The 14,550-nt window shown below is 71.0% G+C and carries 11 protein-coding genes and 1 pseudogene; 7 read left to right on the top strand and 5 right to left on the bottom strand.

The genetic code is table 11. From position 1 onward, the window contains the following. The first annotated feature begins 1 nt into the window (after position 1). Together FGX59_RS21650 and ybaK are read left to right on the top strand one after the other, a co-directional pair. Positions 2-925, top strand: a complete 924-nt coding sequence (locus FGX59_RS21650; protein ID WP_138469210.1) for a DMT family transporter — start codon at positions 2-4, stop codon at positions 923-925. Between the two features lie 25 nt (positions 926-950). After that, complete coding sequence (ybaK, locus tag FGX59_RS21645; protein ID WP_138469209.1) at positions 951-1,424, top strand: Cys-tRNA(Pro) deacylase; 474 nt, start codon at positions 951-953, stop codon at positions 1,422-1,424. Here ybaK and FGX59_RS39740 read toward each other — a convergent pair. The 3 genes and pseudogenes from FGX59_RS39740 to FGX59_RS21630 form a co-directional block, all read right to left on the bottom strand. Beyond that, positions 1,421-2,530, bottom strand: a pseudogene (locus FGX59_RS39740) (integrase core domain-containing protein). The gene ybaK and the pseudogene FGX59_RS39740 overlap by 4 nt on opposite strands. Positions 2,531-3,721: 1,191 nt before the next feature. Further along, entirely contained in the window at positions 3,722-4,594 is an 873-nt protein-coding gene (locus tag FGX59_RS21635) for a DUF5666 domain-containing protein (protein ID WP_138469208.1), read from the bottom strand. Then, positions 4,591-5,388 (bottom strand): DUF6502 family protein, encoded by a 798-nt coding sequence (locus FGX59_RS21630; RefSeq protein ID WP_240722629.1) that lies wholly within the window; start codon positions 5,386-5,388, stop codon positions 4,591-4,593. Before FGX59_RS21630 ends, FGX59_RS21635 begins: the two co-directional genes overlap by 4 nt. Positions 5,389-5,539: 151 nt before the next feature. On the opposite strand from FGX59_RS21630, the gene FGX59_RS21625 reads away from it, so the two are divergent. The 3 genes from FGX59_RS21625 to FGX59_RS21615 are packed head-to-tail and all read left to right on the top strand — an operon-like array spanning position 5,540 to position 9,184. Next, positions 5,540-7,147: an AMP-binding protein gene (locus FGX59_RS21625; RefSeq protein WP_138469206.1), complete on the top strand. Its 1,608-nt coding sequence runs from the start codon at positions 5,540-5,542 to the stop codon at positions 7,145-7,147. Continuing rightward, on the top strand, positions 7,144-8,415 hold the full coding sequence (locus FGX59_RS21620) for a hypothetical protein (protein ID WP_138469205.1): 1,272 nt from the start codon (positions 7,144-7,146) through the stop codon (positions 8,413-8,415). The genes FGX59_RS21625 and FGX59_RS21620 overlap by 4 nt, the downstream gene beginning before the upstream one ends. Before the next feature lies 1 nt (position 8,416). After that, complete coding sequence (locus FGX59_RS21615) at positions 8,417-9,184, top strand: enoyl-CoA hydratase-related protein (RefSeq protein WP_138469204.1); 768 nt, start codon at positions 8,417-8,419, stop codon at positions 9,182-9,184. Here the strand turns inward: FGX59_RS21615 and FGX59_RS21610 are convergent. Further along, a complete protein-coding gene (locus FGX59_RS21610; RefSeq protein WP_138469203.1) occupies positions 9,174-10,415 on the bottom strand; it encodes an AGE family epimerase/isomerase in 1,242 nt (413 codons plus the stop codon). The two genes, FGX59_RS21615 and FGX59_RS21610, sit on opposite strands and share 11 nt — an antisense overlap. A 247-nt stretch (positions 10,416-10,662) precedes the next feature. Between FGX59_RS21610 and FGX59_RS21605 the strand changes: the two genes are divergently transcribed. Further along, positions 10,663-11,259, top strand: coding sequence for a TRAP transporter small permease subunit (locus tag FGX59_RS21605; protein WP_138469202.1), 597 nt, complete (start codon positions 10,663-10,665; stop codon positions 11,257-11,259). Next, a complete protein-coding gene (locus FGX59_RS21600; RefSeq protein ID WP_138469201.1) occupies positions 11,252-13,216 on the top strand; it encodes a TRAP transporter large permease subunit in 1,965 nt (654 codons plus the stop codon). Before FGX59_RS21605 ends, FGX59_RS21600 begins: the two co-directional genes overlap by 8 nt. Before the next feature lie 91 nt (positions 13,217-13,307). On the opposite strand, the gene FGX59_RS21595 is transcribed toward FGX59_RS21600, so the two are convergent. Beyond that, positions 13,308-14,423 carry a TRAP transporter substrate-binding protein gene (locus FGX59_RS21595; protein ID WP_138469200.1) on the bottom strand — a complete coding sequence of 372 codons (1,116 nt, stop codon included), beginning with the start codon at positions 14,421-14,423 and terminating at the stop codon, positions 13,308-13,310. Between the last annotated feature and the right edge of the window lie 127 nt (positions 14,424-14,550).

Raw genomic sequence — 14,550 nt, 5'->3', positions numbered from 1 at the left:
GATGACCGCCGCCGACCGCCGCACCGGCACCGCCGCGATCCTGCTGGCCGCGCTCCTGTGGAGCACGACCGGCACTGCCGCGACCTTCGCCCCCGCCGTCAGCGCCGCCGCCATCGGCGCGGCCGCGATGGGGATCGGCGGGCTCCTGCAGGCGCTGACCGTGCTGCCCGGGCTCTGCCGCGGGGCACGCGCGATCGGGCGGCAATGGCGGCTGCTCCTGCCGGGCGCCGTTGCGGTGGCGCTCTATCCCCTGGCCTTCTACGCGTCGATGCGCCTCGCGGGCGTCGCAATCGGCACCGTGGTCACGATCGGCGCCGCGCCGCTTCTCGCCGGGCTGATCGAACGGCTGCTCGAGGGCCGCCATCTGAGCCTCCGCTGGCTCGCAGGCGCGCTTTGCGGCGTGGCGGGAGTGCTGGCGATCTGCCTGGCCGAAAGCGCCGGGCACGCCGCGGCCGGGCCGGATGTGGCGACGGGGATCCTGCTGGGGCTCCTCGGCGCGGCGAGCTACGCGCTCTATTCCTGGACCGCGCGCGGGATGATGCAGCGCGGCATCCCCGGGCGCGAGGCGATGGGCGCGACCTTCGGGCTGGGCGGGCTCTTCCTGATGCCGGTCCTCCTGCTGACCGGCGGGCCCTTCCTCGAAAGCTGGGTCAATGCGGCGACCGGGCTCTACATGGCGCTGGTGCCGATGTTCCTGGGCTACCTGGCCTTCGGCTACGGGCTGGCGCGGGTCCCGGTCAGCCTGGCCACCACGCTCACCCTGCTCGAACCCGCGGTCGCGGCGCTGCTGGCCGCGCTGGTGCTGGGCGAGCAACTCGCCGCGCTCGGCTGGACCGGGATCGGCCTGGTCCTCGCCAGCCTGGTGATCGTCACCCTGCCGCTGCGCCTGCCCGCCCTGGCGCGCCGCGGCGCCGCCACCCTTTGATCCGACCGACCCGAGAGGACGCGACATGGCCAAGAGCACCCCGGCCACCCAGGCGCTGATCCGCGCGAAAGCCGCTTTCGAGCTGGACAGCTACGACTACGACCCCGGCGCCGAGCGCGTCGGGCTGCAGGCGGCCGAGGCGATGGGCGTGCCGCCGGGCCAGGTGTTCAAGACGCTGATGGTGCTGGCCGACGGCCGCCCCGCCTGCGCGGTCCTGCCCTCGGATGCCGAGCTGAACATGAAGAAATTCGCCGCCGCGCTCGGCGCGAAATCGGCGAAGATGATGCCGCCTGCCGAGGCCGAGCGGCAGACCGGCTACAAGGTCGGCGGGGTCAGCCCGCTCGGGCAGCGCAAGGCGGTGCCGACGGTGCTCGACGCGGCGGCGGGCGGACTGGCCTCGATCCATGTCAATGGCGGCCAGCGCGGCCTGCAGATCCGCATCGCCCCTGCCGAGCTGCAGCGGGTGCTGGGCTGCACCATGGCCGAAGTGACGCGCTAGGTGTTTAGTCCCGGGGTGTGATGGGTCGGATCGGCTTTGAAGCGATCCGGCTCTTTTGTCTATTTTCCGCAGGTGAACTCGAACGGTGTTGGGCCCCTCAGCGTTTTCAATCTCCGGGCGTAATTGTAGGCGCGATGAACGCGGCCAGGTGGCCTTCCAGTTCCGCGTGCGTGTCGTAGTGATACCGTTGGACGGTCGCCTCCTTGATCGTGCGGCTCATCCGCTCGACTTGGCCGTTGGTCCAAGGCTGGCTGATCTTCGTGAGCCGCTGCTGGATGGCGTTCTCTTCGCAGGCCCTGCCGAAAATGCGGGCCATTGCGGGGCGGTCCTGCTGACGATTGGCGAACTGGACTCCATCGCCAATGGCCGCTCGGACCGGTGGCGCAGCCATCGGCAAGCCGGTGAGCACGGCATGGATGCGGTAGGGCAGCGCTGCCACGAGACTTCCGGGGAATTGCGCGGACGCCATCTTTCCGGCCTTCCGGTGCAACTCGACGAAGGCGAATTTCGAGGGTCGGTCAATCGCCGCGAACAGGTATATTTTTCCTTCTTCCGAACGAACTTCCGCAATGTCGATGTGGAAGTATCCGGTCGGGCAAGCCTTGAATTTCCGCTTCGGTTTGCCGCCCTCCCCATCGGGCAGCCGATTGATCCATTCGCCATCGGGCTCGAACCGATGGCGCCCTGATGGCTCATCGCTGCAGGCATCGGTGCACAGACGAGCGCGTCAACCTCTCGGCAGATTGCGTCGCAATCGCCTGCCGGTCGGCGGATGCGGGATAGATGGCTGCAAGGCAGAGAGGCCGTTCTGCGCGGAAATCGATCCCCCGGATCGATTTCGGGACGCTTGAACTCCAGGGGCACAGCAGCGTGTGGCGCCGGAAAGCCACTGCCGCAGCTTCCTCTTCCGGGCTCAGAGCGGTTGATCGCACCTCCCTGGGGCCCATCCGGGCATCCTCGACGCGCTCCCGCTTCCGCCACTTGGCCACGGTCTTGACGTTCGCCGGGAAAACGATCCCCCAGATCGTTTTCCATTCCGCCTCGCTGCCAAGCTCCCGCCGCAGCGCCGCATTCGAAGCTTTCGATCGCTGTATGAGAGCCCGGATGGCGTGCGCCCCTCTCGGCGAATCCGCGCATTCGCCTGCCGGTCAGAGGATCGTGGCGCTGCCGCGAAGAACCTGTCCCATAGGGCATCCTTCTGATGATCACGGAATAGTAGACCACTACGCCCTGGGACTAAACATCTAGGTTCTGGACCGACAGAAGAGGTTCTGACCCCGCCGTGCCCGTGATCCGCGTCGGGCACCGGAGGCAAGCCACGGCCCGTCTTGATGTCCCGGATGGCGACTGGGTGCTGATCCGGCCTCTGCGTCCGGGCAAGCCTCGCGGCCTGGCGCAGGCTGACGGCCGACGGGCGCCGAACGGCATCTGCCGGGTGCTGCGGACGGGATCTGCCGGGGCGGCACCGCCTGCATGCAACCATCTGCAAGCGCGTCAGCCGCTGGGCCAAAGCAGGTGCCCGCGTCCGCAGCTCCGGCGCGCTGGCGGAAAGATCCCCGGCTTCCATGCCGCTCATCGACAGGCCGCTCATCCGTGCCCGCCAGCACGCAGCCGACGGCAATAGTGGGACGAAAATCACGCCATCCATCACTGTCATGGCGGATTGAAGCCCGAGATCACCGCGATGGCAGTGACCCGAGGGCGGCCGCTGGCGATCCGCCTCTCCTCTGCGCCGGTCTCGGACAAGGCGGCTTTGGCGCGCGTTCCGGCCGCATATCCGGCGCCCAGAGACCCCGGGTGCCGACCGCGGCCAGGATGCGCGAGCGGTCCCTTAGCCGACCGCGGTCCAGGGCGGCCGAGCGCATATTTCTCCACGACGCTCAGACGATGCCGCGATCTAGCCCAAGCTGATCGAGCGGGTTTTCGACGAGCTCGGACACTTCGGGAAAGTCGCAACCCGGAATGAGCGGACCGCGAGAAACGACTGTGCCGACGTGCTCATCGCGTCATCACGGCTCCGGCTGCGACGTCATGAGCCCGCATTCCGGGCCCGTCTCCGGCCATCCCCGGCCGAGCGAGGGCCCGCCATTGGGCGCGGCACCGGGGAACGGACGCCTTCGGAACGGCGGCATCGACCGCCGCTCCTCCGGCCGCGGCGGCGCAGGACATCCCGGGGGGCGGACCGGCGATCCGCATGCAAAGCCTGCCGGGCAGCGCCACGGCCGCGCCGGACGTCGCCGGACGGACCGCATCGCCCGGCGGCTGCGGCCGACACGGTCCGAAGCCGCCCCGCCGCCTCAGCGGCAGGGGAAGGGGCCGCCCGGCGCCTGGTCCTGGGGCTCGAGCGCGCCGTCGATCCCGCAGCGCAGGATCCGCCCGCCGGGGTCGATCATGCCGGGATTCTCCGTCCAGGCCACCAGCCCGCTGCCGAGAAGCGTGTAGAGCCCGCCGGCCCGCGCCGTGGAGAGATAGCCCTCGGCCAGCACCGCACCGACTGGCTGGTCGAAGAGCCCGGTGGCGATGGTGCGCGCCGAGAGCCCGCCGGGCGAGGGCGCGCCCGTCGCCAGGATCACGTCGCCGGGCCGCAGATGGCTGGTCGCGATGCCGGTCACGCGGGTGCCGCCGACCATCAGGTCGCTGCCGCCCTCGACCGGGAAGGCCGAGCCCATCACCCGCGCGATGCGCAGCTCCGGCGGCACCGGTTCGATCCGCGAGGCGGCGACCCCGCCCTCGCGCCAGAGACCGCTGACCGCCACCCAGTCGCCCTCCGACAGCCCCTCGGCCAGCGGCCCGGCCTCGACCGTCGTGCCCAGGACGCGGAACGCGCCGCCGCCGAGCCCTGCGACCGGGCCCACCAGCGGCAGCACCCGGCGGATCGAGCGGGCGCGCCAGCTGCCATCCGCCTCGGCCTCGGCCACCACCGCGACCGTGTCGCCGGGGCGCAGCGCGCCCGCGGCCTCGGGGCCGAGCCCGTCGCGCACCGGCTGGTCCGGGTCGATGGCGATGCGCTGGCCGTTGACGATGATCGAGCCGAGCGCGGTGATCGTGCCGGAGATGCCGGTGCCGACGATGCCGCCCTCGGGCTCGGCCGGTTCCTGCGCCGCTGCGGGCAGCGCCGCCGCCAGAAGCGCGAGACAGAGCGCGAGCCGCGCCAGGGGTCCTGCCGTCATGTGCCGTCCTCCTCCGTCCTCTCCTCCGGACCCGGCCGGGGCAGGATATAGGCGCCGAAGACGAAATGCCCGCGCGCCGCGCCCTCCCTGTCCTGCAATGCGCGCGCGCGGCTGTCGAGATCTTCCAGCGCGGCCTGTGCGCGCGCACGCGCCAGCGCCTCGAGCTCCGCCAGCGCGGCGGCGGAAAGATGCGAATAGCGCAGCGCCCGGTCGTAGTGCCGGGGCGTGCCGGGGGGCGCGGTCAGATTGTGCGTCGCCGCCGCCAGATGCGGCGCCAGCGTCGCGGCATAGGCGGCCACCTGCTCGGGCGTCCCGGCCTTCGGCACCAGCGCGCGGGCGGCCAGCCGCAGCCCGCCCCCTTCCAGGGCCTCGACCGTGCCCTGCTCCTCGAGCAGCGCCAGAACCGTGCCCGGCGCCATGTCGGCCCGGGTCTCGCGCAGCATCGCGTCGAATTCCGCCCTGGACAGCACCCGCGGCGCGCCCGAGGCATCCTGCCAGCCCGGCCCAACGGCCCAGTGGCTCGCCGCCATCGCGGCCGCCCCGAGCGACGTCGGCTTCGGCGCCTCGGCGGTGCGCAGCCGCTTGACGTCCTTGCGGTGGATGCCGGTGCGCAGGCTCACCCGGCTGTCGCTGGCCGTCTCGCCATCGGCGCGCAAGGCGGCCGCGACCAGCGCGGATTTCAGCGCCTCCGTCACCGCCGGCAGCGGCAGGCCGCGCGCCAGGATCGCCTCGGCCAGCGGGGCAAGCAGCGCGGCGAGCGCGCGGTCGAAGGGATCGTCGGCAGCATCGGTCACGCGAACCATCCTGCAGGTTTCCAGGGGCTTGTCAGCTTTTGTTTCAGCACCGCACGCGGGCGTCACAAGCGGTGATCGCTGTTGATTTTGTAATGGGAAATTTTCCCATTATCAAGCCTGCATCAACTTGACCCAACGAAAGGCTTTTCCGATGCAGACCTATTCCAGCCTGTTTTCCGCCCTCGCCCCGGCGCCCGCGCCCTGCCCGGCCGCGCAGCCGGAACGCCCGGACATTCCCGGGCTCGACGGGCTCTGCGATGCCGATGCCGCGCGCTTTGCCGCCTTCGGCTGGGGCCCGCGCGAGACGCCGCGCTTTGCCACCGTCGCCGCGGCAATGTCCCGCCAGATGGCAGAGCACCCCGAGGAGACCGCCGTCGAGCACGGAGACCGGCGTCTGAGCTACGGCATGCTCGAGCATTACGCGCTGCGCCTGGCCGCGACGCTCCATGCCGCCGGGGTGCGGCAGGGCGATGCGGTCTGCCTCTACCTGACCCGCTCGGTCGAGATGGTCGTCGGCATCGCGGCGCTGCAGAAGCTCGGCGCCGCCCATGTGCCGCAGCATGTCGGCGTCGCGCCCGAGGGCGCGCTCGTCCATATCGCCGCGCAGACCCGCGCAAGGGCGGTGCTGACCACCTCGGCCCATGCGCCCGCCCTGCCCGATTGCGGGGTCCGGGTGATCGAGATCGACCGCGACATGGCCGATCCGGCGCCGCGCCGCCTGCCGGAGATGCCGCCGCCCGGGCCGCAGGACACCGCGATGATCCTCTTCACCTCGGGCACGACCGGCCTGCCGAACGGCGTGCAGGTCACCCAGGCGAACCTGGCCAATGTGCTGCTGACCGCGCCCGGCGATCTGGGCATGGCGCCGGGGCTGCGGGTCGGGCAGATCCTGTCCATCGCCTTCGACATGGCCGCCTGGGAGACGCTGGGCGCGCTGGCCAACGGCGCGACGCTGGTGCTGCGCGGCCGCGACATCCAGGAGACCGCGGAACGGGTCGACATCCTGATCGCCACGCCCTCGATCCTGGCCGGGCTCGATCCCGCGCGCTGCCGCCGCATCCGCACCGTCGCCGTCGCCGGCGAGCCCTGCCCGCGCCCGCTGGCCGATCTGTGGAGTCTGCAGGCAGCGTTCTACAATTCCTGCGGCCCGACCGAGACCACGATCATCAACACCGCCGCCCGCCACGATCCGCGCAAGCCCGTGCTATCGATCGGCCGGCCCACGCCGAATAACAGCGTCTACATCCTCGACGAGGCGCTGGCGCCGCTGCCGATCGGCGAGAAGGGCGAGATCTGGGCCGGGGGCGCGGGCGTCACGCCGGGCTATCTGGACAATCCCGCGCTCAGCGCCGAGCGCTACCGCCCCGACCCGTTCCGCCCCGGCCAGATGATGTTCCGCACCCGCGATCTCGGCCGCTGGACGCCCGAGGGCGAGCTGGAGCATTTCGGCCGGGTCGACGACCTGGTGAAGATCCGCGGCTTCCGGGTGGAGCTCGACGGCGTCTCCGCGGCGATGGAGGCCGCGCCGGGCTGCCGCCGCGCGGCGACGCTGGCGCTCGACGGCCGGACGCTGGTCGGTTTCGTCAGCCCGGCCGACGCGGATCCCGGCAAGGCCGCCGAGGCGGTGATGGAGCGGCTGCCCTACTACTGCCTGCCCGCCCGGATCATTGCGCTGGACGAGCTGCCCCGCACCCCGCGCGGCAAGATCGACAAGCGCGCGCTGGCAGCGCTGGCCCGCGGCGCGGAGGCAGACGCATGAGCGCCCTCGCCTCCGCCCGGCCCCGCGCCTGGCGCCGGATCGCCCGCCACCCGGCGCTGATGGAGTACCGCCGGCTGATGCTGCTGGTCCTGGCGGTCAATCTCTGGGTGCTGATGCGCGGCGCCGAGGGCGGCTGGACGCCCGCCGCGCTGGCCGATGCGGCGCTGGCCAATGTCGCCCTCGCCGTCCTCGTCCGGCAGCAGCGGGTCATCAACGCGCTCTTCTGGCTGGCGACGCGGCTGCCCCCCAGCGCGCCGCTCTGGCTGCGCCGCGGGGCGGGCAAGGTCTACCATTTCGGCGGGCTGCATGTCGGCGCCGCGCTCTGCGGCACCGGCTGGAGCGGGCTGATGCTCTGGGCGATGGCGGCGGACCGGCTCTCGGGCGGCGCGGCCGTCTCGGACCGGACGCTGTGGCTCAGCGCGGCGATGGTGATGCTCCTGCTGCTGATCGCCGGGACCGCGCATGGCCCGGTCCGGGCACGGCGGCACAACCTCTTCGAACGGGTCCACCGGTTCGGTGGCTGGACGGTCCTGGCGCTTCTCTGGGCACAGTCCACGAGCCTGGCCAATGACGCCGGAAGCGTGGCCCCCTATCCGCTGCTCGGCCTCCTGACCCTTTCGGTCGCGTCGCCCTGGCTGAGCCTGAAGCGGGTGAGGGTCGCGGTCGAGACGCCCTCGGACCATGCCGCGATCCTGCGCTTCGACTATGGCGAGACGCCCTTCCCGGGTTCCTCGAACGCCATCGCCCGGAGCCCCTTCGGCGAGTACCACGCCTTCGCCACCATCCCCGCGCCGGGCGCGCGCGGCTACCGCATGGCGGTCAGCCGGGCGGGCGACTGGACCGGGCGCGTCATCGACCAGCCGCCGGCCCATGTCTGGGTCAAGGGGATCACCACCTCGGGCGTGGCGCGGATCGAGACGCTGTTCTCCCGCGTGGTCTATGTCGCTACCGGCTCGGGCATCGGCCCGGTGCTGCCGCATCTGCTGGCGGGCGCCGTGCCGGCACGGCTGGTCTGGGCGGCCCGCTCGCCGCGGCAGACCTATGGCGACGCGCTTTTCGACGAGATCGCAGGCGCCACCGCCGATCCGCTGATCTGGGACACCGCGACCGCGGGCAAGCCCGATCTCGCCCGGCTGGCGCTCGAGGCGGTGCGCGACTTCCGCGCCGAGGCGGTGATCGTGATCTCCAACCAACGGCTCACGCGCCATGTGGTGCACGAGCTCGAAGCCCTGGGCATTCCCGCCTATGGCGCCATCTGGGACAGCTGACATGCACGAGACCATCTCGACCGACGTCACCGGCCGCGTCGCCACCATCCGCTTCGCCCGGCCGCACTACCTCAACGCGCTGAACACCCGCCTGATGGAGGAGGTGCTGGAGGCCGCCTCCGCCTTCGATGCCGATCCGGGGATCGGCTGCCTGGTCCTGGCGGGCGACGGCCGCGCCTTCGCCGCCGGGGCGGACATCTCCGAGCTTGCGGCGCAGGATTACGGGTCCATGCAGGAGGCTGACTGGTTCTCCGGCTGGGACCGGGTCGCGGCGCTGCGCCTGCCGAAGATCGCGGCGGTGGCGGGCTATGCGCTCGGCGGCGGGCTGGAAGTGGCGATGCTCTGCGACATCCTGCTGGCGGCAGACACCGCCCGCTTCGGCCAGCCCGAGCTGGGCATCGGCTGCATCCCCGGGATCGGCGGCACCCAGCGGCTGGCGCGGCTGGTCGGGCGCGGCCGGGCGATGGAGATGATCCTGACCGGACGGATGATCGGCGCGGAGGAGGCGCTGCGCATCGGCCTGGCGACCGCGGTCGTGCCCGAGGCGGAGCTCGCCTGCCGCGCCATGGCGATGGCCGAGGCGATCGCCGCGCAGCCGAGGGACATCGCGCGGATGGCGCGGGCGGCGGTCAATGCCGCCGACGAGATGCCGCTGGCCGCCGGGATCCGGCACGAGCGGCAGATCTACCACGCGCTCTACGGCCTGCCCGCCCAGCGGGAGGGCATGGCCGCCTTCCTGGAGAAGCGGGCGCCGCGCTTCAACTGCTAAGCCGGCCCAGCCCCGCCTGCAGCCGCGACAGCCCCGGCACCAGCGGAAAGAGCGCGGCCTGCAGCGCGTGGTAGATATCCGGCTTGCCGCGGAACTGGGTCTCTGCCACCCGGCCCGCGGCGTCGATCTCGGGGAACCAGCCGCCATGGTCATGGTCGATGAAATGCGCCTCGGCGAACTGCCAGAACCGGCGGTAGAGCGCCTCGTCCGCCGCCGAGGGCGCCAGTTTCAGGAGCGCGGCCATCGCGCCGATCCCCTCGGTCACCGGCCACCAGTAGCGGTCGGCGACATCGACCGTGCCATCGGCGCGCAGCGTGTAGGCGAAGCCGCCCTCGGGCAGCCAGGCATCGGCGACGGCCGTTCCGATCAGCTGCCGCGCCCGCTCCGGCGCGCCGCTCTCCGGGCGCCCCGCCAGATCCCAGTGCTGCAGCAGGAGCCGCCCCAGCTCCAGCGAATGGCCCGGGGTCGTCCCCGCCGGGCGGAACATCGGATTGCCCGCATAGTCCGGGTCGACCTGCCAGTCTTCGCTATAGTGCTCGGGGATGCGCCAGCCATGGCGCGGCGCCATCTGCGCCGTGAAGAACTCGAGGATCCGCCCGGCGCGCGCCAGCCAGATCGCCTCTCCGGTCGCCTCGAAAGCGGCCAGATGCGCCTCGACCGCATGCATGTTGGCATTCATCCCGCGATAGGCCGAAAACGGCTGCCAGTCGCGGGCGAACTCGTCGCGGTAGAGCCCGGCCGCCTCGTCCCAGTAGCGCGCCTCCAGCACCTCGGCGATATCCGCCAGCAGCGCATCGGCCGCGGAGAACCCCGCGAGCTTCGCGCTGGAGGCGGCAAGCAGCACGAAGACATGGCCATAGGCGAGCTTGGTGCCGTCGGCGATCTCCCCGTCCGCGACCGACCAGGCATAGCCGCCATGGACCGGATCGCGGTGGCGCTCCGCCAGGAAGGCGAGCCCGGCCTCGATCACCGGCGCGCAATCCGGCTGCCCCCAGCTCTGGCCGAGCGCGAAGGAATGCACCATCCGCGTGGTCGCGTGCAGTTCCTGCGGCGCGCCGGGCACGGGCCGGCCCGCGCCGTCAAGCTGGTCGAAGCCGCCATCGGCGCGCAGCGCGGGGCGGAAGAAGGCGAACTGCGCCCGCGCATCGGCTGCGAGGAAGGCGCGGTGGCCGGGATCGTCCAGCCAGGGTTGCGGCGCGTCGGCCGTTGCAAGCGGGAGCCGGGTGGTCATGGGAGCCTCGCAGTTTCGGCACGGATCGGGCCCAAGAGGTGGCCCAGAACCGCCCCCGGCGCAAGCGCCGCGCCGCTTTCCGTTCGGAAACCGTGCCAGGGCGAGCGGACGATGTTGCGGCAGCGCCGCGCCGGACTTAAGAGATCCTTGGTAAACGCCTGCCGGGTCGCCGCCCGCCCGCGCCCCGTCCGGGGCGCCGCCGCGCTGCGACGGACCGTCCCGGCAGCCGAGCGCAAGGGAGAACATCTTGGAACTTCTCATCCGGCTGAGCCGGGGCATAGACCGTGTCACCGCCTGGATCGGCAGGGGGATCTCCTGGCTGATCCTTGCCGCGGTGGTGGTCAGTGCCGCGAATGCCGTCATCCGCAAGGCTTTCGACCTGTCGTCGAACGCCTGGCTCGAGCTGCAATGGTACCTCTTCGGCGCGGTCTTCATGCTGGCCGCCGCCTGGGCGCTGCAGAAGAACGAGCATGTCCGCATCGACGTCGTCTCCGCGCATCTGTCGCAGCGGACGCGGCTGTGGATCGACCTCTTCTGCCACATCCTGTTCCTGACGCCCTTCGCGGTGCTGATGACCTGGCTCTCCTGGCCGTTCTTCCTGCGCTCCTGGACCACGGGCGAATATTCGATGAATGCCGGCGGGCTGATCCTGTGGCCCGCGAAATTCCTGGTGCTGGCGGGCTTCGCCGTGCTGGTCTGCCAGGCGGTCTCGGAGATCGTGAAGACCGTGGCGATGCTCTCGGGGCGGCTGCCCCTGCCCTCTGACGGCGAAGAGGACCACCTGCCCCCCGAGCTGCGCGAGCACGCCCACATGATGGAAGAGGAAGGCCGGCCCAATGCTTGAGCTGATCGCCCACAACCTCGCCCCGATCATGTTCATCACGGTGATGGGCATGCTCCTGATCGGCTATCCGGTGGCGCTGACGCTGGCGGCCGGCGGGCTCTTCTTCTTCGTGGTCGGCGTCGGCCTCTCCGAGATCGCGCCCGACCAGATCAACCTCTTCTGGCCCCTGCTCGGCGCGCAGCCCGAACGGGTCTTCGGCATCATGTCGAACGACACGCTGCTGGCGATCCCGTTCTTCACCTTCATGGGACTCATCCTCGAGCGCTCCGGCATGGCCGAGGACCTGCTCGACACGATCGGCCAGCTCTTCGGCCCGGTCCGCGGCGGGCTGGCCTATGCGGTGATCCTGGTGGGCGCGCTGCTTGCCGCCACGACCGGCGTCGTCGCCGCTTCGGTGATCGCCATGGGCCTGATCTCGCTGCCGATCATGCAGCGCTTCAACTACGCGCCCTCGGTCGCCACCGGCACGATCGTCGCCTCCGGCACCCTGGCGCAGATCGTGCCGCCCTCGCTGGTCCTGATCGTCATGGCCGACCAGCTCGGCGTTTCGGTCGGCGACATGTATATCGGCGCGCTCTGGCCGTCGCTGATCCTGGTCGGCGCCTACTGCCTCTACATCTTCCTGCTCTCGATCTTCCGGCCCGCCCTGGTTCCCGCCCTTCCGGCCTCCGAGCGCAAGCTCGGCGGCGGGGTGATGTCGCTGATCGTCTCGATCGCCGCGGCCGTCGCGATCTACATGCTCGGCACGCATCTGCTCTTCACCCATCTGTCGGAGGCCAACCAGTTCGTCGCCGCCGCGGCCCTCGCCGTCGGCGCGATCTTCGTCTTCGCGCTGGTCAACCGGGCGATGAAGCTCGGGATCATCTCGCATCTGGCCGAGCAGGTCATCATCGTGCTGATCCCGCCGCTGGCGCTGATCTTCCTGGTGCTCGGCACGATCTTCCTGGGCATCGCCACGCCCACCGAGGGCGGCGCGATGGGCGCGGTCGGCGCGCTGCTGCTGGCGCTGATGAAGAAGCGGCTGAGCTTCTCGATTCTGAAATCCTCGGTCCAGGCGACGACGACCCTCTCGGCCTTCGTGATGTTCATCCTGATCGGCGCGCGGGTCTTCGGCCTGACCTTCTACGGGGTGAACGGCAATGTCTGGCTCGAGGAGCTGCTCCTCGGCCTGCCGGGCGGCGAATACGGCTTCCTCTTGGTCGTGACGGTCGTGGTCTTCATCCTCGGCTGCTTCCTCGACTTCTTCGAGATCGCCTTCATCCTGGTGCCGCTCCTGGCGCCGGTGGCGACGGCGCTGGGGATCGACCTGGTGTGGTTCGGGGTGATCCTCGGGATCAACCTGCAGGCCAGCTTCCTGACCCCGCCCTTCGGCTTCTCGCTCTTCTACCTGCGCTCGGTGGCCCCGGCGAAGGAGTGGAACGACGACCGCTCGGGGCGGAAGATGCCCGCGATCCGGACGACGGACATCTACAAGGGCGCGATCCCCTTCATCTTCATCAACGTGGCGATGATCCTGGCGGTGATCTCCTTCCCCTACCTGGTGACCCACTACAAGAAGCAGCCGGTGACCCCGCCGCCCGCGCAGATCCAGGTCGCCCCGCCCCAGGGCGGCGGGCTGGCGCTGCCGCCTATGGGCGGGGGCGGCAGCTCGGGGGGCAATGACGGCGGTCTCGGCCTGCCGCCCCTCGGCCAGGCGCCCCTGGGACAGGCACCGGGCGGCGCGCCCGCGGGCGGCGGCAACAGCCTCGGCCTCGCGCCGCTCCAGGGCTTCGGAACCCCCGGGCCCGCAGGCCCGGCCGCAGCCCCGGCCGACAGCGGCAACCTCCTCGGCCTGCCGCCGCTGCAGGGGCTCGATGCCCCTGCGGCGGCGCCCTCCGTCCCGGCCGCGCCGCAGCCGCCGCGGGACGCGGGCAATGTGCTCGGCCTGCCGCCGCTCCAGGGCCTCGGCGCCGAGTGATCCCCGCAGGGCGCGCGCCCGCGCCCCGCCGCCAAAAGGAAAGGCCCGCTGTCGCCAGCGGGCCTTTCGCGTCTCAGGGGGGCCCTCCGGCCTACTTGCCGGTGGCCAGCGCCCCCTCGCGCTGCTTGGCCATCATGAAGTAGTCGAAGCCGAACTCCGCCACCTGCTGCCACAGGAAGGTCTCGCCGCGGAATTCCATCATCGAGTCGAAGATCTTCTTCCAGGCCGGGTTCGACGCGTTCAGCTCGTCATAGAGCTCGCCCGCCGCCTTGAAGCACGCCTCCATCACGTCCTGCGGATACTGGCGCAGCTGCGTGCCATTGGCCGCCAGGCGCTGGACCGCCGCCGGGTTCTTGTAGTCGTACTCGCCCAGCATCTCCAGCGTCGCGGCCTTGCCCGCGGTCTGCAGCAGGCTCTGGTAGGCCTCCGGCAGCTCCGCCCATTTCTGCTGGTTGACGAACATGTTGAGGACCAGGTTCCCCTCCCACCAGCCGGGATAGTAGTAGTAGGGCGCGACCTTGTAGAAGCCGAGCTTCTCGTCGTCATAGGGCCCGATCCATTCCGCCGCGTCGATCGTGCCGCGCTCGAGCGAGGGATAGATGTCGCCGCCGGCGATCTGCTGCGGCACGGCGCCGAGCTTCTCGATCACCCGCCCGGCAAGCCCGCCGATGCGCATCTTCAGTCCGGTCATGTCGGCGACCGAGTTGATCTCCTTGCGGAACCAGCCGCCCATCTGCGCGCCGGTATTGCCGGCCGGAATGTAGTGCAGCCCCTCGGAATTGTAGAACTCGTTCACCAGGTCGAGACCGCCGCCATAGAGCAGCCAGGCATGCATCCCGCGGGCGTTCAGCCCGAAGGGGATGGTCGCGCCGAGCGCATAGGCGGGGTTCTTGCCGACATAGTAGTAGGCGGCGGTGTGGCACAGCTCGACCGTGCCCGAGGCGACGGCATCGGCGGCCTGCAGCCCCGGCACGATCTCGCCCGCGGCATAGACCTGGATGGTGAAATTCCCGTCGGTGGCCTCGCTCACGAATTTCGCGACATCCTCGGCGCCGCCGTAGATCGTGTCCAGCGACTTGGGGAAGGACGAGGTGCAGCGCCACTGGATCTTCGGCAGCGACTGGGCGATGGCCGGGCTGGCAAGCGCAGCCCCCGCGGCTCCGACGGTGCCCAGGGCGGAGCCCCGGATGAACTTGCGACGATCCATGTTGATCTCCCTTCACGTTGACGGAGTCCGCAGCGCGAACCTCCCGCGCGGGACATTGTCCCGATCCTCGGCGCTTGGCAACGGCCCACGCCGCCGCTGCCGCCGCCCGCGGGCGCGGGGCCCGGCT

Origin of the sequence: Poseidonocella sp. HB161398, assembly GCF_005870025.1 — a bacterium.
GTDB lineage: Bacteria > Pseudomonadota > Alphaproteobacteria > Rhodobacterales > Rhodobacteraceae > Mangrovicoccus.
The sequence above is the reverse complement of the archived record's forward strand: the minus strand, read 5'-3'. Positions and strand labels throughout refer to the sequence as shown.